This is a genomic window from uncultured Pseudacidovorax sp. (genome assembly GCF_913773995.1).
Lineage (GTDB): Bacteria > Pseudomonadota > Gammaproteobacteria > Burkholderiales > Burkholderiaceae_C > Xenophilus.
The window spans coordinates 87,237-109,668 of sequence record NZ_CAJYES010000245.1 but is presented as its reverse complement, the minus strand read 5'-3'; the positions used below and the strand labels follow the sequence as shown (position 1 = coordinate 109,668).

Here is a 22,432-nt window from a genome sequence, read left to right as displayed (position 1 = left end):
CCTGTGGGGTCGGTATCGGTCTTGAGGAAAGCAAAGTCAGCCGTCGTCAGGCCGGCCCGGCCAGCCAGAGCGTGCCGGGCGGCAGCGTCTCGTGGGTGGACAGGCGGCGCGGCGCGGTGGGTGTCTCGTCGTCGGTGGCCAGGTGCAGGTGCCAGTCGCCAGGAGGTAGCACGAACGGTGCCGGGCCATCCCCGGCGTTGACCAGCAGCAGCCAGTCGCCCTCGTGCGCCTCGCCCTCGAAGCGTATGGCCATGGCGTGGGCCTGGCCGCGTTCCCAGTCGGCGGGCTCCATGGGGCGGCCCTCGGGCGCCAGCCAGCGCAGGCGGGGCTCGCCCGCGGCCGGCTCGGCGGGCCACCAGCGGGTGCGGCGCAGCGGCGCCGCCCGGCGGCGCAGGGCGGCGAGGCGGGCGGTGAAGTCCACCAGCGCGGCATCGGCGCGGGTCCAGTCGATCCAGGTGGTCTCGTTGTCCTGGCAGTAGGCGTTGTTGTTGCCGCCCTGGCTGTGGCCCAGCTCGTCGCCGGCCAGCAGCATGGGCGTGCCCTGCGCGCACATCAGCGCGGCCAGCAGGGTGCGCGCGAAGTGCCGGCGGCGGGCCAGCACGGCCGGGTCGTCGGTGTCGCCTTCCACGCCCTGGTTGTGGCTGAGATTGTGGGCATGGCCGTCGCGGCCCTGCTCGCCGTTGGCCAGGTTGTGGCGCTCGTTGTAGCTCAGCAGGTCGCGCAGGTTGAAGCCGTCGTGCGCGGTGATGAAGTTGACGCTGGCCGTGGGCGCCCGGCCGTCGTGGTGGAACTCGCCGCTGGAGCCGGCGAGCCGGTGGGCGAACTCGCCGCGGCCGACGGCACGGTGCAGCCAGAAGGCACGCTGCGTGTCGCGGAAGCGGTCGTTCCATTCCAGCCAGCCGGGCGGAAAGGCGCCCAGCTGGTAGCCGCCGGGGCCGATGTCCCAGGGCTCGGCGATCAGCAGCGCCTGCGAGAGCACCGGGTCCTGCAGGCAGGCGGCCAGGAAGGGCGCGCGGGCGTCGAAGCCGCCGCCCACGCCACGACCGAGCATGGGGCCCAGGTCGAAGCGGAAGCCGTCCACGCCCAGTTCGATCACCCAGTGGCGCAGGGCGTCCATGGCCAGCTGCACCACGCGCGGCTCGGAAAAGTCCAGGCAGTTGCCGCAGCCGCTCCAGTTTTCGTAGAAGGCCGCATCGTCGGCGCGCAGGCGGTAGTAGAGGGCGTTGTCGATGCCGCGCAGCGAGAGCGTGGGGCCCAACTCGTCGGTTTCGGCGCTGTGGTTGAACACCACGTCGATCACCAGCTCCATGCCGCGCGCATGCACCGCCTCGGCCAGGGCGCGGAACTCGGCCACGGGACTGCCGCCTTCGCTGGCATAGCGCGCCTCGGGCGCGAACCAGCCGATGGGGCTGTAGCCCCAGTAGTTGGCCAGGCCCAGCTTCTGCAGGCGCTCTTCGTCGGCGCGGTGCTGCACGGGCATCAGGCTCAGCGTGGTCACGCCCAGGCGCTGCAGGTGGTCGAGCACCGCCGGCTCGGCCAGGCCGGCATAGCGGCCACGGTGCTCCGGCGGCACCGCCGGGTGCAGCATGGTGTGGCCCTTGGGATGCAGCTCGTAGAGCACCCGTTCGCCCGCCGCGACGTGCGGCCGCGGCACGGCCAGCGGCGGCAGTGGGGCCGTCACCCGCGCCTTGAGCGCGACGGCGGCGTTGTCCCGCGCGTCGCGCCGGTCGGGCTGGCCGGGGACATGGCCGAGGAAGAGGTCTTCGCCCCGGTACTGGCCGACCACCTCGCGCGCGTACGGGTCCAGCAGCAGCTTGGCCGGATTGAAGCGCTGGCCCTCGTGCGGTGCCCAGGGCCCATGGACCCGGAAGCCGTACACCAGCCCGGCGCGCGCCGCCGGCAGCAGGCCGTGCCAGACGCCGTCGGTGCAGTGCGTGAGCGGCAGGCGCTGCTGCTCGTGCCGGCCCTCAACGTCGAACAGGCACAGCTCCACCACCTCGGCCCGCGGCGCCACCAGGGCGAAACTGACACCGCCGCCGGGCAGGAGCGTGGCGCCCAGGGGATGCGGCCGACCGGCGAGCAGGCTCATGCGAGGGTCCACCACGTCACCGCCAGCGGCGGCACGGTGATCGCCAGGTGCTGGGCCTGGCCGTGCATCGGCTCGGCCACCGTGTTGGCCATGCCGTTGATCACGCCGCTGCCGCCATAGCGTTCGCTGTCGGTGTTGAGCACCTCGCGCCAGGCGCCGGGGCGGGGTACGCCCACCCGGTAGTCGTGCCGCACCACCGGCGTGAAATTGGCCACCGCCAGCAGCAGGGCGCCATCGGGGGCGCGGCGCACGAAGGCGAAGACGGACTGCGCCTCGTCGTCGTGCACCATCCATTCGAAGCCCTGCGGCTCGCAATCCTGCTCGAACAGGGCCGGGAAGTGGCGGTACAGGCGGTTGAGTTCGCGCACCAGACGCTGCACGCCCTGGTGCGGCGTCTGGTCGAGCAGGTGCCAGTCCAGGTCGCGGTCGTGGCTCCATTCGCGGGTCTGCGCAAACTCGCCGCCCATGAAGAGCAGCTTCTTGCCCGGATAGGCCCACTGCCAGCCGTACAGCAGCCGCAGCCCGGCGAAGCGCTGCCATTCGTCGACGCCCGCCATCTTGTCGATGAGCGGCCCCTTGCCGTGCACCACCTCGTCGTGCGTGAGCGGCAGCACGAAGTTCTCGCTGTGGGCGTACATCAGGCCGAAGGTGATCTGCCGATGGTGGTGCCGCCGATGCAGCGGGTCGGTGTGCGAATACGCCAGCGTGTCGTTCATCCAGCCCATGTTCCACTTGTAGTGGAAGCCCAGGCCGCCCGCCTCGGGCGGTTGGGTGACGTGCGGGAAGCTGGTCGATTCCTCGGCGAAGGTGACGGCGCCGGGTCGCTCGGTGCCCACCACCTGGTTCATCCGGCGCAGGAAGTCGATGGCCTCCAGGTTCTCGCGCCCGCCCTGCGCGTTGGGCAGCCATTCGCCGTGCGGGCGGCTGTAGTCGCGATACAGCATGGAGGCCACGGCATCCACCCGCAGGCCATCGATGCCGAAGCGCTCCAGCCAGTACAGCGCGTTGCCGACCAGGTAGTTGCACACCTCGGTGCGCTTCCAGTTGTAGATCAGGGTGTTCCAGTCGCGGTGGAAGCCTTCGCGCCGGTCCTCGTATTCGTACAGCGCCGTGCCGTCGAAGCGCGCCAGGCCGTGCGCGTCGGTGGGAAAGTGCGCCGGCACCCAGTCCAGGATCACGCCCAGCCCGGCGGCATGGGCGGCCTGCACGAAATGGCGGAAGTCCTCCGGCGTGCCGAAGCGCGAGGTCGGCGCATACAGGCCGATGGGCTGGTAGCCCCAGGAGCCGTCGAAGGGGTGCTCAGTGACCGGCAGCAGCTCCAGATGGGTGAAGCCGAGCTCGGCGGCATAGGGCACCAGGGTGTCGGCCAGCTCGCGGTAGCTCAGCCATTCATGGCCGTTCTTGCGGCGCCAGGAGCCGAGGTGCACCTCGTAGATGCTGACGGGCGCATCGCGCCGGTTGGCCGCGGCGCGCTCGGGCGGCAGCGGCACGGGTGGCGGCAGTTCGCGCACCACGCTGGCAGTCTCGGGCCGCAGCCGGGCGCCGAAGGCATAGGGGTCGGCCTTGCGCAGCAGTTCGCCGCTGGCCGAGCGGATCTCGAATTCGTAGGCGTCGCCCGGCTGCACATGCGGGGCGAAGATCTCCCACACGCCGCATTCGGGCCGGCGGCGCATCAGGTGGCGGCGGCCGTCCCAGGTGTTGAAGTCGCCCACCACCGACACGCGCCGCGCATGCGGCGCCCAGACGGCGAAGGCCACGCCGTGCACGCCGCCCTCCACGCGCGGATGGGCGCCCAGCACCTCGAAGGGCCGCAGGTGCGTGCCCTCGGCCAGCAGCCAGACGTCCAGATCGGACAGCACCGGTCCGAAACGGTAGGGGTCGTGCAGCCGGGAGGCATGGCCGTCCTCCCATTGCACCTGCAGCACATAGCCCAGCTGCGCGGGCGCGGCAGGCACGAGCGCGGCGAAGACGTCGGAGCCGCCCTGGCGCTGCAGCACCGCCAGCGGATCGCCCGAAGCCGCGTGCAGCACCGCCACCTGCCGCGCACCCGGCAGCAGCACCGCGATGCGCAGGCCCTCGGGGAGGCGGTGCGGGCCGAGCACGGCAAAAGGATCGCCATGCTCGGCCCGCATCAGGGCCTGGATTTCGCCGTCGGAAAGCATTCAGGAAAGGGGTGTGCCGTAGAAGACGCCGTAGGGCTCCAAATGTAGCGAATACCCTGTGTCGTCCAGCCGGCCGCCGGTGCACGGATGGCCGCCGACGGCGCGCAGCGGCGCGGGCAGGGCCAGCGTCTGCGGTTCGGGCGACAGGTTGAAGAGGGCGTGCAGGTCCGGATCGGCGGCCGGGACGGTCCCGGCACTGCGCACCAGATGCAGCACGGGTTCCGGCGCATCGACGAAACGCTGGGCGCCGGTGCGAAGCAGCGGCTGGCTGCGCCGCCAATGCAGCAGGGCCCGGCTGTAGGCCAGCATGGAGCGCGCGTCGGCGCTCTGGCGGTCCACCGCCAGCGGCAGATGCGCGGCATCCACCGGCAGCCAGGGCGCGCCGGTGGAAAAGCCGCCATGCACGCCGTCGGTGTGCCAGGGCATGGGCGTGCGGCAGCCGTCGCGGCCCTTGAACTCGGGCCAGAAGGCGCGGCCATACGGATCCTGCAGCCGTTCGAAGGGCACGTCGGCCTCGGGCAGGCCCAGCTCCTCGCCCTGATAGAGGCTGGCGCTGCCGCGCAGGCTGACGAGCAGCGCCAGCCAGAGCCGGTCGCGCGCCGCGTCGGGGCCGCGGCCGGCGCTCCAACGGGTGGCGACGCGCGGCACGTCGTGGTTGGAGACGGCCCAGCAGCCCCAGCCGCCGGTGAGGGTCAGCGCGTCCTCCAGCGCCTGCACCTGCGCCCGCAGGTGGCGGGCGCTGTGCTCGCTGGTCAGCAGCGAGAAGCTGTAGGCCATGTGCAGCCGCCGGCCGGCTTCGGTGTAGCGGGCCATGATCGGCGGCGCGTTCTCGTCACCCACCTCGCCCAGGGCGACGGCGCCGTGGGCGTCGAGCAGGGCGCGCACCCGTTCGAGGAAGGCCAGGTTCTCGGGCTGGCTCTTGTCGTGCAGGTGGCGCTGCATGGCGTAGGGGTTCTCGGCCCGCACGGTGCTCACGCCGTCGATGTCGGCCTGCGCCGCCGGCGGGTTGTCGCGCAGCTGCGCATCATGGAACTGGTGGTTGCAGGCGTCGAAGCGGAAGCCGTCCACGCCGCGCTCGCACCAGAAGCGCACTTCGGCCAGCAGGGCGTCCTGCACGGCGGGGCAGTGGAAGTTGAGGTCGGGCTGCTCGGCCAGGAAGCTGTGCAGGTAGTACTGCCGCCGCCGGGCGTCCCACTGCCAGGCGCTGCCGCCGAAGACCGACAGCCAGTTGTTGGGCGGCGTGCCGTCGGGCCGCGGGTCGGCCCACACGTACCAGTCGGCGCGGGCGTTGTCGCGGCTCGACCGGCTCTGCGCGAACCAGGCATGCTGGTCGGAGGTGTGCGAGAGCACCTGGTCGATGATCACCTTCAGCCCCAGCGCATGGGCGCGGGCGAGCAGGGCGTCGAAGTCGGCCAGGGTGCCGAAGATCGGGTCCACGTCGCGGTAGTCGGCCACGTCGTAGCCGAAGTCCTTCATCGGCGAGCGGAAGAAGGGCGAGATCCACACCGCATCCGCGCCCAGCTGCGCCACATGGTCGAGCCGGGCGGTGATGCCGGGCAGGTCGCCGATGCCGTCGCCGTTGCTGTCCATGAAGCTGCGGGGGTAGATCTGGTAGATCACCGCGCCGCGCCACCAATTCGTGTCGTCGTTGCCGTGCATGGCCGGCCTCCTCGCCTTGTCCTCTTGACGGCGCCGCAAGCGAGAAACGGGCCACCCCGTGTGCCGCGCGCCGAGCCCTGATAATCGCCGGTCCCCGGCCCGCCCTGCGCCGGGCGCCTGTGCCAAGCCCATGAATCCCACCTACCAACCGAGTGAAGTCGAGTCCGCCGCCCAGGCCGACTGGACCGCCGCCGATGCCTACCGCGTGACCGAAGTCGCGGGCAAGAAGAAGTACTACGCCTGCTCCATGCTGCCGTACCCCAGCGGCAAGCTGCACATGGGCCATGTGCGCAACTACACCATCAACGACATGCTGGCGCGCTACCTGCGCATGAGCGGCTACAACGTGCTCATGCCCATGGGCTGGGACGCCTTCGGCCTGCCGGCCGAGAACGCGGCGCTCAAGAACGGCGTGCCGCCGGCCAAGTGGACGTACGAGAACATCGCGTACATGAAGGGCCAGCTGCAGGCCATGGGCCTGGCCATCGACTGGAGCCGCGAGGTCGCCACCTGCGACCCCAGCTACTACAAGTGGAACCAGTGGCTGTTCCTCAAGATGCTCGAGAAGGGCATCGCCTACCGCAAGACCCAGGTCGTCAACTGGGACCCGGTGGACCAGACCGTGCTGGCCAACGAGCAGGTGATCGACGGCCGCGGCTGGCGCACCGGCGCGCCGGTCGAGAAGCGCGAGATCCCCGGCTACTACCTCAAGATCACCGACTACGCCGAAGAGCTGCTCGACCACGTCCAGCACAAGCTGCCCGGCTGGCCCGAGCGAGTGCGGCTGATGCAGGAGAACTGGATCGGCAAGAGCAGCGGCGTGCGCTTCGCCTTCACGCACGACATCCGCGGCGCGGACGGCGCGCCGATCCAGGACGGCCGCATGTACGTCTTCACGACGCGCGCCGACACCATCATGGGCGTGACCTTCTGCGCCGTGGCGCCGGAGCATCCGCTGGCCACCCACGCCGCGCAGAGCGACCCGAAGGTCGCCGCCTTCATCGCCGAGTGCAAGGCCGGCGGCGTGACCGAGGCCGAGCTGGCCACGCAGGAGAAGAAGGGCGTGCCCACGGGCCTCACGGTCACGCACCCGATCACCGACGAGCAGGTGCCCGTCTGGGTCGGCAACTACGTGCTGATGAGCTACGGCGACGGCGCCGTGATGGGCGTGCCGGCGCACGATGAGCGTGACTTCGCCTTCGCCAACAAGTACGGCATTCCGATCGTGCAGGTGGTGCTGGTGGACGACGAGCCGCACTTCGACTTCCACAAGTGGCAGGACTGGTACGCCGACAAGGAGCGCGGCGTGACCATCAACTCCGACAACTTCAGCGGCATGCGCTACCAGGAGGCTGTCGACGCCGTGGCGCATGCGCTGGAAGAAAAGGGCCTGGGCGCCAAGAAGACCACCTGGCGCCTGCGCGACTGGGGCATCAGCCGCCAGCGCTACTGGGGCACGCCGATCCCGATCATCCACTGCCCCGACTGCGGCCCGGTGCCGGTGCCCGAGCAGGACCTGCCCGTGGTGCTGCCCACCGACTGCGTGCCCGACGGCAGCGGCAATCCGCTGAACAAGCGCGAGGACTTCCTGGCCTGCACCTGCCCTACCTGCGGCAAGCCGGCGCGCCGGGAGACGGACACGATGGACACCTTCGTGGACAGCTCGTGGTACTTCATGCGCTACTGCGACCCGGCCAACGACCAGGCCATGGTGGCCGACGGCGCCCGCTACTGGATGCGGGGCCAGGGCAATGCCGCCGGCGGCAGCGGCATGGACCAGTACATCGGCGGCATCGAGCACGCCATCCTGCACCTGCTGTACGCGCGCTTCTGGACCAAGGTGATGCGCGACCTGGGCCTCGTGACGATCGACGAGCCCTTCACCCGCCTGCTCACGCAGGGCATGGTGCTCAACCACATCTACTTCAAGCGCAACGCCAAGGGCGGCAAGGACTACTTCCCGCCCGCCGAGGTCACGCCCACGCTGGACGCCCAGGGCCGCATCACCGGCGGCACCACGGCCGACGGCACGGTGGTCGAGTACGGCGGCGTCGGCAAGATGGGCAAGAGCGAGCGCAACGGCGTCGATCCGCAGGAGCTGATCGAGAAGTACGGCGCCGACACCGCGCGCCTGTACACCATGTTCACCGCGCCGCCCGAGGCCACGCTGGAGTGGAACGACGCGGCAGTGGAAGGCAGCTTCCGCTTCCTGCGCCGCGTGTGGAACTTCGGCCAGGCGCTGGCCGCAATGCCCGTGGCCGATGGCGCCGCGCCCGGCAAGGCCGCCAAGGCCCTGCGCCGTGAGGTGCACACCGTGCTGCGCCAGGTCGACTACGACTACCAGCGCATGCAGTACAACACCGTCGTCTCCGGCGCGATGAAGCTGCTCAACGCGCTCGAAGGCTTCAAGGCCGAGGGCGAGGAAGGCGGCGTGGCCGTGCTGCGCGAAGGCTTCGGCATCCTGCTGCGCGTGCTCTACCCGGTCACGCCGCACCTGACGCACCAGCTGTGGAAGCAGCTGGGCTACGCCGATGCGCAGGGCCTGCTGCTCGATGCATCCTGGCCTGTGGTGGACGAGAGCGCGCTTGCGCAGGACGAGGTCGAACTCATGCTGCAGATCAACGGCAAGCTGCGCGGCGCCGTGGTGGTGCCCGCCAGCGCCGACAAGGCCGAGATCGAGGCCCTGGCCGTGGCCAGCGAGGCCTTCACCAAGCATGCGAACGGCCAGGCCGTGAAGCGTGTGATCGTGGTGCCGGGTCGCCTGGTCAACGTGGTGGTGGCATGACGCCGGGCGCGCGCGCTTCCGCGCAGGCGCAGGGCATGGCCACGGGCCATGCGCGTCGCCGACTGCTCGCGGCGGCGGCGACGCTGCCGGTGGCAGCGCTTCTGGCGGGCTGTGGCTTCCGGATGCGCGGCGCGGTGCAGTTTCCCTTCCGCTCCATCGCCGTGACCGGCGTGCCGGGTGTGGCGGCGGAATTGCGCCGAGCGCTGCGCGGACAGGGCGACCTGAAGGTGCTGGCCAACACCGACCCGGTGGGCGAGGCCGAGGCCGTGTGCGATCTCAGCGACGAGGCCCGCACCAGCGCGATCTTGTCGACCACCTCCACGGGCCAGGCGCGTGATCTGTCCATCACGCTGAGAGTCAGCTACCGACTGCGCACCAGGGACGGCCGCGAGCTGATCCCCAAGACGCCCATCACCCTGTCGCGCGACATCAGCTACAACGAGAACACCGTGCTGGCCAAGGAGGCGGAGCAGAACTTCCTGTACCGCGACATGATGCAGGACATGGCCCAGCAACTGGTGCGCCGTCTGGCCGCGGCCAAGCTGCCGGCCGCTTCCTGATCCTTCCGCCCCGATGCAACTGGCCGCCGCCCAGCTCGATGCGCACCTGGCCAAGGGCTTGCGCACCCTCTACACCGTGCACGGCGACGAGCCGCTGCTGGTGCAGGAGGCGGCCGATGCCATCCGCGCCGCGGGCCGCGCGGCCGGCTACACCGAGCGCAGCAGCTTCACCGTGGCCGGCGCGCATTTCGACTGGAGCAGCGTGCTGGCGGCCGGCGGCTCGCTCAGCCTCTTCGCCGACCGGCAGCTGATCGAGATCCGCATCCCCTCCGGCAAGCCCGGCAAGGACGGCAGCACCGCCTTGCAGCAGATCGCCGAGAGCGCGGCGGCCAGCGACGGCACGCTGACCCTGGTCTTCCTGCCGCGTCTGGACAAGATGACCAAGGGCGGCGCCTGGTTCGGCGCGCTGGAGTCGCACGGCGTCACGCTGCAGGTCGACCCGGTCGAGCGTGGCGCGCTGCCGCAGTGGATCGCCCAGCGCCTGGCGCGCCAGGGCCAGCGCGTGAAGGCGGGCGAGGAGGGCCAGCGCACGCTGCAGTTCTTTGCCGACCGGGTGGAAGGCAACCTGCTCGCCGCCCATCAGGAGATCCAGAAGCTCGCCCTGCTGCACCCGCCGGGTGAGCTGGGCTGGGAACAGGTCGAGGCCGCCGTGAACAACGTGGCCCGCTACGACGTGTTCAAGCTGTCGGACGCAGTGCTCTCGGGCAATGCCCCGCGCGTGGCCCGCATGCTCGGCGGCCTGCAGGCCGAGGGCGAGGCCGCGGTGCTGGTGCACTACACGCTGGCCGAGGACATCCGCGCCCTCAAGCGCGTGCGCGACGCCATGGAGGCGGGCCGTCCGCTGCCCATGGCGCTGCGCGAGAACCGCATCTGGGGCCCGCGCGAGCGCGCCTTCGAGCGCGTGCTGCCGCGCCTCACCCCGCGTGCCCTGGCGCGGCTGCTGCGCGCCGCGCATGTCACCGACGGCATCGTCAAGGGCCTCAAGCAACCCGACTGGCCGGCCGACCCGTGGCAGGCGCTGCAGCGGCTGGGGCTGATGACGGCGAAGCTGTGCGCGTGAGCGCTGCAGAAGACGCCCCCATCGCCATCGTCGGCGCCATGCAGGAGGAGCTGGCGGCCGTGCTCGCCGCCATGCCCGACGAACAGCCCGAACGCATCGCCGGGCGCGAGTTCTGGCGTGGTCATCTGGAGGGCCGGCCGGTGGTCGTGGTGCTCTCGCGCATCGGCAAGGTGGCGGCCGCGACCACGGCCACCGTGCTGCTCGCACGCTATGGCGTGCGGGCCGTGCTCTTCACCGGTGTGGCCGGCGGGCTGGGCGACGGCGTGGCGGTGGGCGACGTGGTGGTGGCGCACGAGCTGCTGCAGCACGACATGGACGCTTCGCCGCTCTTTCCGCGCCACGAGGTGCCGCTGACCGGCATGGCCCGCTTTCCGGCCGATGGCCCGCTGGCCGACGCCCTGGCCGATGCGGCGCAGGAGGTGCTGGCCGAGTTGCCCGCGCACCTGCCTGCCGAGGTGCAGGCCGAGTTCGCGATGACGCAAGCCCGGCTGCACCGCGGCCTGATCGTGAGCGGCGACCGCTTCGTCGCCACGGCGGCGGAAAGTGCGGCGCTGCGTGCCCTGCTGCCCGATGCGCTCGCAGTGGAGATGGAAGGCGCCGCCGTGGCCCAGGTCTGCCACGACTGGGGTGTGCCCTTTGCGGCGGTGCGCACCATCTCCGACCGGGCCGACGACGCGGCCCATGCCGATTTCGGTCGCTTCGTGGCCCGCGTGGCCAGCCCCTTCAGCGCGGCGATCGTGCGGCGGACGCTCGCGCGGCTCTGACCCTCACGGCAGCCCTGGGCGTTGCGGGCCTCCGGGCACCGCCACCGTCCTACATCCGCGGGCGACACCTTCCGCTTGGGCGCGGCATTCCCGCCGATAGGCTTCTGCCACTGGACGGTCGGCACGCCGCCTGGTTCTGCTGGCACCTGGAGAACCACCGACCGCCGCTCCGTCCGCTTTCACGCACCTCCGCGCACGTCACTCATTCCGTCGAAGGAATCGGCACCATGCCCCGCTTCTCGTCCTCTTCTTCCTCGCCCCGATCGCTGCGCCGCGCCAGCGTGCCCCTGGCCCTGGCGGCCGGCTCGGTGTTCCTGCCCCTGTCCGCCCTGGCCCAGCAGCAGACGACGATGGCCACCGACCCGGCCCTGCGCTCGACGGTCTCGCCGGCGCTGGACCGCATCAGCCTGTCGGTCGGCGCCTTCTACGCCGAGCCCAAGGTCAGTGCCACCGTAGGCAATGCCCTCGGCTCCCTGAACACCGGCGATGTGACCGCCGACCGCAAGGCGCTGCCGCGCATCGCCGGCGAGGTCCTGCTGGGCGACAACCACGGCATCTCCTTCGAGGCCTTCCGCTACAGCCAGAACTACTCCAACTTCGGCACCACGGGCTACACCAGCGGCCCGTTCGGCGTCACCGGCACCGCCGGCCTCAACCTGAACTTCGACCTGGACGTGGCGCGCCTGGGCTACCGCTACTGGTTCGGCTCGGGCAACACGGTGTTCGGCATCGGCGCCGGCATCGGCTACTACAAGGTCAAGCTGGAAACCAATGCCTTCGCCGCCGCGACCGCCAATCTGCCGGGTCTGGGCTTCTACGGCAGCAATGGCCGCTACAGCCGCCAGGACAGCGACGACGCCGTGGCGCCGATGCTGGAAGTGGGTGTGCGCCACGCCATCACGCCCGACCTGCGGCTGTTCTTCGATGCCTCGGGCATCCGCAAGGGCGGCAGCAGCGGCGTGCACGGCAGCATCTACAACGCGCAGCTGGGTGCGGAGTGGTTCCCGTGGCGCAACGTGGGCGTGTCGCTGGCCTATGCCGTCACCGACGTGGACCTCAAGCGCGACGACCCGGGCCTGCAAGGCCTGCGGATCAAGTTCCAGGGGCCGGTGGCCGCGGTCAAGGCCCGGTTCTGATCGCCAGCGCGGCGCACTCGCCTTCGCGAAAGGTGAGTGCTGCCGCAGCAGCCGGGTGCAGTGCTCAGGCCGGCATGCGCAGATCGCGGGCGGCTTCGGCCGCGATCTCGTACGAGCGCAGCCGCGCGGCATGGTCGTAGACGCCGCTGGCGACGATCACCTCCTGCACGCCCGTGCGGTCCACGAAGTCCTGCAGGCCGGCGCGCACCGTCTCCCTGGTGCCGATGGCCGCGCACGAAAGCACGCTGTCCAGCAGCATGTTCTCTGACGGGCCGATGCGCTCGCGGTAGCCTGCCACCGGCGGCGGCAGCCGTCCCGGCCGGCCGCTGCGCAGGTTGACGAAGGACTGCTGCCACGAGCTGGCCAGCAGGTGCGCCTGTGCCTCGTCGTCGGCCGCGAAGATGTTGAAGCCGGCCATCGCATAGGGCTTGGCCAGCTGCGCGGAGGGCTTGAAGGTTTCGCGGTAGATGCGCAGGGCCGGCATCAACTGCTGCGGCGCGAAGTGCGAGGCGAAGGCATAGGGCAGGCCCAGGTGCGCCGCCAGCTGCGCGCCGAAAGTGCTGCTGCCCAGGATCCACACCGGCACCTGCAGGCCGCGGCCTGGCACCGCCAGCACGGGCTGGCGGGGCTCGGGGCTCATGAAATCCATCAACTCCAACACGTCCTGCGGAAACTGGTCCGGGTCGCTGCCCAGGTCGCGTCGCAGCGCGCGCGAGGTGCGCTGGTCCGAGCCGGGGGCGCGGCCCAGGCCCAGGTCGATGCGGCCGGGGTAAAGCGACTCCAGCGTGCCGAACTGCTCGGCGATGACCAGCGGCGAATGGTTGGGCAGCATGACGCCGCCGGCCCCGATGCGGATCGACCGGGTGCCAGCGCCGATGTAGGCCAGCAGCGTCGAGGTGGCCGCGCTGGCGATGCCCGGCATGCCATGGTGCTCGGCCAGCCAGTAGCGACGAAAGCCCAGCGCCTCGCCATGCTGGGCGAGCGCGAGCGAATGGCGGAAGGACTGTCCTGCGTCACCGTCGTCGCGGATGGGGGACAGGTCGAGGATGGACAGGGGCAGCTGCTGCGAATCGGACATGCCACCGATCATGAACCGATCGGATTGATCCTGCCGGCGTGGGCCCTTGCGCGCTGGAGGCCGATGCGCCGCCCCATTCGTAGGGGCTTGGCACGGCTTCTTACAATCTGCCGTTTTTCGCCACAGCAAGCTGTGCTCCCCGCCGGGGAAAGCGCTGCCAGCCAGCCCTTTCATCCCCTGCTCCAGGAGCATCTGCATGCCTGCTTGCCACCGGTCGCGTTCGGCCGTCCCTTCCTCTTCCTCCTCCCCGCGTCTCCCGCTGCGTCCGCTGGCCCTGGCCGTGTTCGCGCTGGGTGCGTTGCCCGCCTGGTCGCAGACGACCGAGGAACCGGCCGCCCAAGCCGCCGAGGCGCCTGCCGCGCGGCGGTCGCCCCAGAAGTCCCTTGATGCGGTCACGGTGCAGGGTGCGCGCGAAAGCGCCACCACCCGCCTGCCGCTCACGGCCCGCGAGACGCCCCAGTCCGTCACCAGCATCACCCGCGAGCAGATCGAGCGCCAGTCACTCACCAGCATCGACGCCGTGCTGCGCAACGTGAACGGCGTGGCCGTGAGCTTCTACGACACGCAGCGCCCGCTGTACTTTGCGCGCGGCTTTCAGATCACCGACTTCCAGATCGATGGCCTGCCCAGCTACAGCAGCAGCACCAACCAGGAGTTCGACACCGCGCTGTACGAGCGCATCGACGTCGTGCGCGGCGCCAATGGCATCCTGACCGGCGTGGGCACGCCTTCGGCCACGGTGAGCCTGACGCGCAAGCGCCCGCAGCGGCAGTTTGCAGGCTCGGTGTCGCTGTCGGCCGGCTCGTGGGACTTCAAGCGCGCCGAGCTGGACCTGAACGTGCCGCTCAATGCCGACGGCAGCGTGCGCAGCCGCTTCGTCATCGCGCCGCAGAAGCGGGATTCCTTCCGCGACCGCTATTCGGAAGACAAGACCGCCATGCTGGCCGTGGTCGAGGCCGACCTGGGCAGCAGCACCGTGGCTTCCATCGGCTACCAGCGGCAGAAGAACGATCCCACCGCGCCCATCTGGGGAACGATCCCGCGCTTTGCCACGGACGGCGGCAAGATCGACCTGCCGGTCTCCACCAGCTTCTCACCCTCGTGGACGCGCTGGAGCCGCGAGTCCGAAACGCTGTATGCCAACCTGGAGCACCAGTTCAACGACGACTGGAGCCTGCGCGCGAGCGTTGCCCGCACCGAAGGCGAGACCTTCAGCCTGCGCACCTATGGCTATGGACGCACCGTGTCGTCGGCGCCCTTCATCAACCGCCTGACCGGTGCCGGCATCACGCTGTATGGCGCGGTGGGCGGTGGCACCGAGACGCAGAACGCCATCGACACCTACCTCTCGGGCAAGCTGCACATCGGCGGCCGCACGCACGACGTGGTGCTGGGCATTGCCGACTACCACACGGTGACGCGCACCGACGGCTACACCTCGCTGTCCAGCTGGCGCTACGACATCCCCAACATCTACGCCTGGAACGGCTACGCGCCGCAGCCCTACTACCGCAAGACGGGCGCCTGGAGCGAGCAGACGACCGACCAGACCGGCCTGTATGCCTCGGGCCGTTGGCGGCTGACCGATGCGCTGTCGTTGATGACGGGCGTGCGGCTGACCAACTGGGAGCGTGCGACGAGCAGCTTCAACACCGCGGGCCAGTACGTCAGCACCACCGGCGTGCAGAAGGTGGATCGCAAGAGCACGCCTTTCGTGGGCCTGATGTACGACGTGACGCCCGATGCGTCGATCTATGCCAGCTACGGCCGCATCTTCAACCCGCAGAACTACCGCGACGCCAACAACAACCCGCTGGCGCCGGTGACGGGCAGCAATGCGGAGATCGGCATCAAAGGCAACCTGCTGGATGGGCGCCTGACGGGCAACTTCGCCATCTACGAGACCAAGCAGGACAACTTCGGTGTGCGCGACAGCAGCGTGCCGGCCGGTACGTTGCCCGATGGCAGCTCGGCCTATCGGGCGGTGGATGGCACGCGCTCGTACGGCTTCGAGGCCGAGCTGTCCGGCTTCGTGACGCCGCGCTGGCGCGTGAGTGCGGGCCTGACGCGCACGAAGGTGGAGCGCAACGCGAGCGACCTGATCTACGCGAACTTCCCCGAGTACCTGCTGCAGTTGTCGACCGACTACCAGCTGAGCGGTGCATTGGCGCCGCTGTCGGTGGGCGGTGGTCTGCAGTGGCAGACCAAGATCGAGGGCTTCAACATTCCTCACCCGATCCTGGGTACGGTGACGGTGACCGATCCGCCGGTGGCCGTGCTGAATCTGCGGGCGACGTGGAAGTTCAACGAGCGCTTGAGCGCGACGCTGAACATCAACAACGCGACGAACAAGAAGTACTGGGCCAACCTGGACTACGCCAACTACGCGGATCCGCGCAACATCATGCTGACCTTGCGGGCGAAGTTCTGAGGGCTGGATGGGGCCATGCTCTTGAGCTCTTGAGCCCTGGTCTCTGGTGCTATCTGTGCTGTGCAAGTGCAAGTGCAAGTGCCCGGTGGTCCGGCCCTGGTGCCGGTGAGGGCGTGTCGGCGCTTCAAGTGGGGCGGTCGGCGCTGCGCGCCGACTCCCCTCCGGTGCTCGGACGAACGGGCCGCGGCAGAACTCGCTACGCGCTTCGCGCTGCGCTCAAACAACTGCCGCGAGTCAGTTCACGAAGCGGGCCTGTCCTTCGGCAGGCCCGCAGCCCGCCCGCCCTGCGCTCCTCGGCGCCCCACAGGCGCGCCGCCACGCCCTCACCGGCACCAGGGCCTGCGTTGCGGTTGATCGGCCGGCATGCGTGCTGTGCGCGGTCCCCCCTTCGCGCAATGCCGGTCAATGGAACCGCTCGCTCATAGCTTGGCCTGTCCTGAGCTTGGCGAAGGGTCGAAGGGTTTGTCCCAGCGCGTGCCCTGGCTTCGACAGGCTCAGCCCGAACGGTGGGAGGCGGGCCGAGAGGATGGGGCGCAGGCAAGCGGACGGGAAGCCGGCAGAGCGCATGGGAACGGGCGAAGAGAGCAGAAAGCAGGCGCAGCGCGTGGGAACGGGCAGGGAGTACGGGAAGCGGGCGGAGAGCGCGATACCGCGATATAGCGCGGACGGTCATACCCCTGGATGCACAACGCCACGCCCCACGCGCCGGTGACGGGCCCAGGGCGCGCGGGCGATTTCGGGGTCGGCGAGGAGCGCAGGATGGACGGGCTGCGGGCCTGCCGAAGGACAGGCCCGCTTCGTGAACTGACTCGCGGCAGTTGTTTGAGCGCAGCGCGAAGCGCGTAGCGAGTTCTGCCGCGGCCCGTTCATCCGAGCACCGCAGCGGAGTCGGCCCGCAGGGCCGACCGACCCCGTATGAGCCCGCGCGCCCTGGGCTCGGCGCCGGCGCGCACCCCGACAGGCAATGCGCCTCAGTGACCGAAAGCGCGAAGGCCTCAGCCCGCCACCATCACGATCATCGACCGCGCCGTCACCGTGTACGTCTGCCCTGCCTCGAACGCAGCGCCGACCTGATCCACCGGCGCCTGCGGATCGACGTCATGCGCCGTGTCCACCGCCAGCGTCCACTGCGTGCCCTCGCCATGCTCGGGCAGCTTGAAGTCCAGCGCATCTTCCCAGGCGTTGAAGACCAACAGCACACTGCGGTCCAGGCTGCGGCGGGCAATGGCGGTGGCCCGCGCATGGCCTTCCAGCAGCATGCCGAAGCAGCGCGTGCGCGAATCGTCCCAGTGGCTCGCCTCCATCTCCGTGCCATCGCACGACAGCCAGGTCACGTCCTTGACCTGCAGTTCCTCGTCGAAGGCCCCCGTCAGGAAGCGGTTGCGCCGCAGCACCGGCAGTGTCTGGCGCAGGTGCGTGAGCCGCTTGAAGAAGGCGATGAGCGAACGGCCCCGGTCGTCGATGCCCTCCCAGTCGAACCAGGAGATCTCGTTGTCCTGGCAGTAGGCGTTGTTGTTGCCCTGCTGCGTGCGGCCGAATTCGTCGCCGGCCAGAACCATCGGCGTGCCCTGCGACAGCAACAGCGTGGCCAGCATGTTGCGCTGCTGGCGGGCGCGCAGCGCCAGGACGGCTTCGTCGTCGGTCGGCCCCTCGGCACCGCAGTTCCAGCTGCGGTTGTCCGAATGACCATCGCGGTTGCCCTCGCCGTTGGCGTCGTTGTGCTTGTCGTTGTAGCTGGCCCAGTCGGCCAGCGTGAAGCCGTCGTGCGCCGTCAGGAAGTTGACGCTCGCCCAGGGCCGGCGACCACGGCGGTTGAAGCGGTCGGCACTGGCTGTCACGCAGCTGGCCAGGGCCGGGGCCATCGCCTCGTCGCCCTTCCAGAAGGCGCGCACCGTGTCGCGGAAGCGGTCGTTCCACTCGGCCCAGCCCGGCGGGAAGCCACCCACCTGGTAGCCGCCCGGACCGCAGTCCCAGGGCTCGGCGATCAGCTTCACGCTGCTGAGCACCGGGTCCTGCCGGCAGCTGTCGAGGAAGCCGTGGCCCTCGTCGAAGCCATAGGGTTCGCGCGCCAGGATCGTCGCCAGGTCGAAGCGGAAGCCGTCGACATGCATCTCGGTCACCCAGTAGCGCAAGCTGTCCGTCACCATCTGCAGCACGCGCGGATGGCTCAGGTTGAGCGTGTTGCCGGTGCCGGTGTCGTTGATGTAGTAGCGGGCGCCCGGTCCATCGTCGCCGCCCGGCATCAGGCGGTAGTAGCTGGCGTTGTCGATGCCCTTGAAGCTCAGCGTCGGGCCCAGCTCGTTGCCCTCGGGCGTGTGGTTGTAGACCACGTCCATGATCACTTCAAGCCCCTGGCCATGCAGCAGGTCGACCATGCCCTTGAACTCGTCGATGGACGGCTCGCTCAGGTAGCGCGGTTCCAACGCGAAGAAGCCGATGGTGTCGTAGCCCCAGTAGTTGCGCAGGTCCTTCTCTTCGAGGAAGGACTGGGTGATGAAGCGCTGCACCGGCAGCAGCTCCACGCTGGTCACGCCCAGCTCGCGCATGTGGCGCATCACCTCGTCGTTGGCCAGGCCGGCGAAGGTGCCGCGCAGGTGCTCCGGTACCGCAGGGTGGCGCATGGTGTGGCCGCGAACATGGGTCTCGTAGACGATGGTGCGCTCCCATGGCACGCGCGGGGCGCGGGGCTGCTTCCATTCGAAGCGTGAGTCCACCACCACGCACTTGGGCACGAAGGGCGCGCTGTCGCGCTCGTCGAAGCTCAGGTCGCCGTCCTCGTGGCCGACGGTGTAGCCGAAGATCTCGGGTGCCCACTTGAGCTCGCCCATGTGCGCCTTGGCATAGGGGTCGAGCAGCAGCTTGTTGGGGTTGAAGCGGTGGCCGTTCTCGGGCTCGTAGGGGCCGTGCACGCGCAGGCCGTACCGGGCGCCGGGTACCAGTCCGGGTACGAAGCCGTGCCAGACCTCGTCGGTGTATTCGGGGAGGGTGACGCGGCCGGTCTCGTTCTGCCCGGCTTCGTCGTAGATGCAGACCTCCACGCGCGTGGCATGGGCGGAGAAGACGGCGAAGTTGACGCCGTCGCCGGTGAACGTGGCGCCCAGGGGATGGGGCAGGCCTTCCCGGACTTCGAGAGACATGGTGGGGGCTCCTTCAAGCATGACGACATGGCCCGAGCGTTGTGCCCCCACAGGGGAAGGCTGGCGACCGCCAGCCGGTGCGCTTCGAGGCGAGGCGGTCAGCCTAGCTGCGGTGCAGCATGTCGCCTGTAGGACGCCACAAGCAGCCCCGGCCGGCACAATGGCTGCTGCCGCTCCGCCGACGGGGCGTGTTCAGGAACCCCCGATGACGCCGCCCTCCACGCCGCCTGTCCTTCCCATCGAAGCCGCCGCCAGCGTGCTGCTGCTGCGTGACGGACCGGGCGGCCTGGAGGTGTTCATGGTGCGGCGGCACGACCGCTCGTCGGTGCTGGGCGGCGCGTGGGTCTTTCCCGGCGGCAAGGTGGACCTGGCCGACGCCCATCCCGAGATCGCCCCCGACGCCGACCCGCAGGCCCTGCCGCTGCGCCTGTCCGAGCCCGACCTGCCGGCCTCGGTCGCGCTGGCGCTGCACATGGCGGCCCTGCGCGAGGTCTTCGAGGAATGCGGCGTGCTCTTCGCCCATGGCGCGAGCGGTGCCACGCCGGCGGCCTGGGTGGCGCGGGTGCATGCGCTGTGCGACGACGGTCTGCGCCTGGACGCCGCCATGGCCGAGGCCGGCCTGCAGCCGCAGCTCTTATCGCTGCATCCCTTCTCGCGCTGGATCACGCCGGAGCGCTCGGTGTCCTTCCAGGGCCGGCGCTTCGACACCCGCTTCTTCATCGCCGCGCTGCCGCTGGGTCAGACCGCCGAGCACGACGACCACGAGGCCGTCGCCAGCGCCTGGCTGTCGCCGCGCGAGGCGCTGCAGCAGTACTGGGACGGCCGCATGGCCCTGGCGCCGCCGCAGATCATGAGCCTGGTGCACCTGGCCCACGCCAGCACCCAGGGCGACCTGGCGGATCTGATGGAGGCCACGCGCGAGCGTGGCCCCTACTGCGTGCGGCCGCATGTGATGGACCTGCCCGACGGCAGCAAGGCCATGGCCTATCCGGGCGACCCGGCGCATGAGGTGCCCGAGCGCGCCATGCCCGGGCCGCTGCGGCTGTTCGTCAGGGGGCCGGGGCGCTTCGAGCCCGAGGGCGGCATCGACGGCTTCTGGGCCTGAGAGCCTGAGCAGCACGCCCCGACGCCGCGATGGCGGCTCGGCATCCGGCTCTCCGGGCGCCCCGAAATGCGACAAGGCCCGCGCCTCCGATGAAGGAGCCGCGGGCCTTGTCATGCGTGGGCTTCGACGCGCCAGCCTGTGCTGGCCGGCGCCGTCCCCGCGCGATCAGAAGGGGATGTCGTCGTCCATGTCGTCGAAGCCCGTGGGCGCGCGCGAGGGCGCGGGCGCCGGGGCCGGACGGGGTGCGGGTGCGCGGGGTGCTGCAGCGGCACGCGGGGCATAGCCGCCACCGCCACCCCCGCCATTGCCGCCGCCGTAGCCGCCACCACCGCCACCGCCCATGCCGTACTCGTCGTCGCCACCGCCGCCCGGGGCGCCCTGGCCCTGGCGGCTGCCCAGCATTTGCATCTGATCGACGCGGATGTCGGTGGCGTACTTCTCGACGCCGTCCTTGTCGGTGTACTTGCGGGTGCGGATGGCGCCTTCGACGTAGATCTGCGAGCCCTTGCGCAGGTACTGCGCGGCGATCTCGGCCAGGCGGCCGTTGAACACCAGGCGGTGCCACTCGGTGGCTTCGCGCATCTCGCCGGACTGCTTGTCCTTCCAGCGGTCGGTGGTGGCCAGCGTCACGTTGCAGACCTGGTCGCCACTGGGGAAGGTGCGGGTTTCGGGATCGCGGCCGAGGTTGCCGACGAGGATGACTTTGTTGACCGATGCCATGGTGTGTTCGCTGCCCCTGATGAGTGGAAAAAGAGGAAGGTTGCGGAAAAAAACGAGCCGGCCATTGTGCCCGATGTGCCTTGCCCGGACGCCGGCGCGGGCCGGCACGAGCCCCGGTGGCCGTGAACTTCTGTGCGCAGCCGGCCAGTCGCGACCAAGCAGTGAGAATGGGCCGCTTCATGAATGGCGAACCCGACTTCCTCCAGAACCTGCGCGCCGAGTTCTCCAGCTTCCGCGTGTGGTTCGACCGCGCCATCGTGCTGGGCTATGCGGTGCTGGCCGGCCTCTTCGTGGTGGGCTTCACGCTGGCGGCCGAATGGGCCTTCGGCGTGTTCGAGCGCCTTTACCACGCGCAGCCCTGGGCGGTGCTGATCTGGACGCCGCTGGCCACGGCCGGCATCGTGGCTGTCACCCGCCGCTGGTTCCCGGCGGCGTCGGGCTCGGGCATTCCGCAGGTCAAGGCCGCGCTCGACGACGAGCTGCCGCCGCCCGAGCGCAGCCGCTTTGCCTCGCTGCGCCTGACGCTCGCCAAGATCGTGCTGGGCACGGCCAGCTTCGCGGCCGGGCTGTCGGTCGGCCGCGAGGGGCCGTCGGTGCAGGTGGCGGCCGGCGTCATGCAGCACGCGCGGCGCTGGTTGTCGCCCCGCACCACCATCGACGCGCGGGCGCTGCTGGTGGCGGGCGGCGCGGCCGGCATCGCCGCGGCGTTCAATGCGCCACTGGCCGGCGTGGTCTTCGCCATCGAGGAGCTGGCCGGCCGGCTGGAGGCGCGTGCAAGCGGCGTGGTGATCGCCGCCATCGTGCTGGCCGGTCTGGTGGCGGTGTCGGCCTTCGGCAACCTCAGCTACTTCGGCCGCATCCAGGTGCCGCGGCTGGGCTGGGACATCGCCGGTCCCGGGCTGGGCGTGGCCCTGGCCTGCGGCGTGGCGGGCGGCGTGTTCTCTAGGCTGATGATCGCCTCGCTGACCAATGCGCCGCAGCGCCTCACGCGGCTCCGCGCGCGGGCGCCGGTGCGTTTCGCGGCGGCTTGCGGTCTGCTGGTGGCGGCGATGGGCCTCGCCTCGGGCGGTGCCACCTTCGGCGCCGGCTCCGAGGCGGTCAAGCTGATGCTGGAAGGCCACGACCAACTGACGCCGGTCTACACCCTGCTCAAGTTCATCGCCACCTGGATCACGGCCTGGAGCGGCGTGCCCGGCGGCATCTTTGCGCCCTCGTTGTCCATCGGTGCCGGCATTGGCGACGCGGTGGCCTCGGTCACGAGCCATGGCCTGGGGCCGGCGCTCATCGCCATGGGCATGGCCGGCTTCCTGGCCGCGGTGACGCAGGCGCCGCTGACGGCCTTCATCATCGTCATGGAGATGGTGGACGGCCACGCCATGGTGCTGAGCCTGATGGCCAGCGCCATGCTGGCCAGCCTGGTCTCGCGCATGATCAGCCGGCCGCTGTACGAGGCCCTGGCCGAGCACATGGTGGCGGCGGTGGTGCGGCCCCAGCCGGTGCCGCCGCCGGTGGAGCCGGTCGCCACCGAGCCTCCTGCCGCAGTCGACGCCGAGCCGCCGGTCGCTGCCGCCGCACCGGCGTCTGCGTCGGAGCCCACGCCGGAGCCCCCGCCGCCAGCCGGGCCGCAATCCGCGCCGGAGCGCTGAAAACCCCGCGCGGTCTATCATGCCCGGTTGCCCTGCACGAACCGCCCGCCTGTGACCGCCCCCCACGACGACGCCTTCGACGACTCCGCCCCGGCCGCGG

Annotated in this window: 14 protein-coding genes; 8 read left to right on the top strand and 6 right to left on the bottom strand. The window is 70.4% G+C overall.

Features of this window, described 5'->3' with window-relative positions; genetic code table 11:
* Nucleotides 1–46: 46 nt before the first annotated feature.
* From glgX (QZ772_RS23435) to QZ772_RS23425, 3 genes are read right to left on the bottom strand one after another with little or no spacing between them, the layout of a single operon-like run.
* Entirely contained in the window at nt 47–2,089 is a 2,043-nt protein-coding gene (gene glgX / locus QZ772_RS23435) for a glycogen debranching protein GlgX (protein ID WP_295531826.1), read from the bottom strand.
* The gene (gene glgB, locus QZ772_RS23430; RefSeq protein WP_295531824.1) at nt 2,086–4,251 is read right to left on the bottom strand and encodes a 1,4-alpha-glucan branching protein GlgB; all 2,166 of its coding nucleotides are present in this window, start codon (nt 4,249–4,251) and stop codon (nt 2,086–2,088) included. Before glgB ends, glgX (QZ772_RS23435) begins: the two co-directional genes overlap by 4 nt.
* Nucleotides 4,252–5,910: an alpha-amylase family glycosyl hydrolase gene (locus QZ772_RS23425; protein ID WP_295531821.1), complete on the bottom strand. Its 1,659-nt coding sequence runs from the start codon at nt 5,908–5,910 to the stop codon at nt 4,252–4,254.
* Between the two features lie 130 nt (nt 5,911–6,040).
* On the opposite strand from QZ772_RS23425, the gene leuS reads away from it, so the two are divergent.
* The 5 genes from leuS to QZ772_RS23400 all read left to right on the top strand — a co-directional run bounded on the left by leuS (nt 6,041) and on the right by QZ772_RS23400 (nt 12,215).
* The gene (gene leuS, locus QZ772_RS23420; RefSeq protein WP_295531818.1) at nt 6,041–8,695 is read left to right on the top strand and encodes a leucine--tRNA ligase; all 2,655 of its coding nucleotides are present in this window, start codon (nt 6,041–6,043) and stop codon (nt 8,693–8,695) included.
* Nucleotides 8,692–9,255, top strand: a complete 564-nt coding sequence (gene lptE, locus QZ772_RS23415) for an LPS assembly lipoprotein LptE (protein ID WP_295531815.1) — start codon at nt 8,692–8,694, stop codon at nt 9,253–9,255. The genes leuS and lptE overlap by 4 nt, the downstream gene beginning before the upstream one ends.
* A gap of 13 nt (nt 9,256–9,268) precedes the next feature.
* A complete protein-coding gene (gene holA, locus QZ772_RS23410) occupies nt 9,269–10,315 on the top strand; it encodes a DNA polymerase III subunit delta (protein WP_295531812.1) in 1,047 nt (348 codons plus the stop codon).
* Complete coding sequence (locus QZ772_RS23405; protein WP_295531809.1) at nt 10,306–11,079, top strand: 5'-methylthioadenosine/adenosylhomocysteine nucleosidase; 774 nt, start codon at nt 10,306–10,308, stop codon at nt 11,077–11,079. The genes holA and QZ772_RS23405 overlap by 10 nt, the downstream gene beginning before the upstream one ends.
* Before the next feature lie 227 nt (nt 11,080–11,306).
* Nucleotides 11,307–12,215 carry a hypothetical protein gene (locus QZ772_RS23400; RefSeq protein ID WP_295531807.1) on the top strand — a complete coding sequence of 303 codons (909 nt, stop codon included), beginning with the start codon at nt 11,307–11,309 and terminating at the stop codon, nt 12,213–12,215.
* Nucleotides 12,216–12,279: 64 nt separating this feature from the next.
* Here the strand turns inward: QZ772_RS23400 and QZ772_RS23395 are convergent, their stop codons facing one another.
* A complete protein-coding gene (locus QZ772_RS23395; RefSeq protein WP_295531804.1) occupies nt 12,280–13,293 on the bottom strand; it encodes an LLM class flavin-dependent oxidoreductase in 1,014 nt (337 codons plus the stop codon).
* A gap of 196 nt (nt 13,294–13,489) precedes the next feature.
* On the opposite strand from QZ772_RS23395, the gene QZ772_RS23390 reads away from it, so the two are divergent.
* Entirely contained in the window at nt 13,490–15,724 is a 2,235-nt protein-coding gene (locus tag QZ772_RS23390; RefSeq protein WP_295531801.1) for a TonB-dependent siderophore receptor, read from the top strand.
* A 995-nt stretch (nt 15,725–16,719) separates the two neighbouring features.
* Here QZ772_RS23390 and glgX (QZ772_RS23385) read toward each other — a convergent pair.
* Complete coding sequence (gene glgX / locus QZ772_RS23385; RefSeq protein WP_295531798.1) at nt 16,720–18,861, bottom strand: glycogen debranching protein GlgX; 2,142 nt, start codon at nt 18,859–18,861, stop codon at nt 16,720–16,722.
* 205 nt (nt 18,862–19,066) lie between these two features.
* On the opposite strand from glgX (QZ772_RS23385), the gene QZ772_RS23380 reads away from it, so the two are divergent.
* Complete coding sequence (locus tag QZ772_RS23380; RefSeq protein ID WP_295531795.1) at nt 19,067–19,966, top strand: NUDIX hydrolase; 900 nt, start codon at nt 19,067–19,069, stop codon at nt 19,964–19,966.
* Between the two features lie 165 nt (nt 19,967–20,131).
* Here QZ772_RS23380 and ssb read toward each other — a convergent pair whose 3' ends face one another.
* Nucleotides 20,132–20,686, bottom strand: coding sequence for a single-stranded DNA-binding protein (ssb, locus tag QZ772_RS23375; protein ID WP_295531792.1), 555 nt, complete (start codon nt 20,684–20,686; stop codon nt 20,132–20,134).
* Nucleotides 20,687–20,865: 179 nt separating this feature from the next.
* Between ssb and QZ772_RS23370 the strand changes: the two genes are divergently transcribed.
* Nucleotides 20,866–22,332 carry a chloride channel protein gene (locus tag QZ772_RS23370; RefSeq protein ID WP_295531789.1) on the top strand — a complete coding sequence of 489 codons (1,467 nt, stop codon included), beginning with the start codon at nt 20,866–20,868 and terminating at the stop codon, nt 22,330–22,332.
* Nucleotides 22,333–22,432 lie beyond the last annotated feature (100 nt).

What these genes read in the sequence shown, in the direction of transcription:
- QZ772_RS23400 (WP_295531807.1), top strand. Translation starts at nt 11,307, where the DNA reads ATGCCCCGCTTCTCGTCCTCTTCTTCCTCGCCCCGATCGCTGCGCCGC.
- QZ772_RS23370 (WP_295531789.1), top strand. Translation starts at nt 20,866, where the DNA reads ATGAATGGCGAACCCGACTTCCTCCAGAACCTGCGCGCCGAGTTCTCC.
- glgX (WP_295531826.1), bottom strand. Translation starts at nt 2,089, where the DNA reads ATGAGCCTGCTCGCCGGTCGGCCGCATCCCCTGGGCGCCACGCTCCTG.
- glgB (WP_295531824.1), bottom strand. Translation starts at nt 4,251, where the DNA reads ATGCTTTCCGACGGCGAAATCCAGGCCCTGATGCGGGCCGAGCATGGC.
- lptE (WP_295531815.1), top strand. Translation starts at nt 8,692, where the DNA reads ATGACGCCGGGCGCGCGCGCTTCCGCGCAGGCGCAGGGCATGGCCACG.
- holA (WP_295531812.1), top strand. Translation starts at nt 9,269, where the DNA reads ATGCAACTGGCCGCCGCCCAGCTCGATGCGCACCTGGCCAAGGGCTTG.
- QZ772_RS23425 (WP_295531821.1), bottom strand. Translation starts at nt 5,910, where the DNA reads ATGCACGGCAACGACGACACGAATTGGTGGCGCGGCGCGGTGATCTAC.
- QZ772_RS23390 (WP_295531801.1), top strand. Translation starts at nt 13,490, where the DNA reads ATGCCTGCTTGCCACCGGTCGCGTTCGGCCGTCCCTTCCTCTTCCTCC.
- leuS (WP_295531818.1), top strand. Translation starts at nt 6,041, where the DNA reads ATGAATCCCACCTACCAACCGAGTGAAGTCGAGTCCGCCGCCCAGGCC.
- ssb (WP_295531792.1), bottom strand. Translation starts at nt 20,686, where the DNA reads ATGGCATCGGTCAACAAAGTCATCCTCGTCGGCAACCTCGGCCGCGAT.
- glgX (WP_295531798.1), bottom strand. Translation starts at nt 18,861, where the DNA reads ATGTCTCTCGAAGTCCGGGAAGGCCTGCCCCATCCCCTGGGCGCCACG.
- QZ772_RS23380 (WP_295531795.1), top strand. Translation starts at nt 19,067, where the DNA reads ATGACGCCGCCCTCCACGCCGCCTGTCCTTCCCATCGAAGCCGCCGCC.
- QZ772_RS23395 (WP_295531804.1), bottom strand. Translation starts at nt 13,293, where the DNA reads ATGTCCGATTCGCAGCAGCTGCCCCTGTCCATCCTCGACCTGTCCCCC.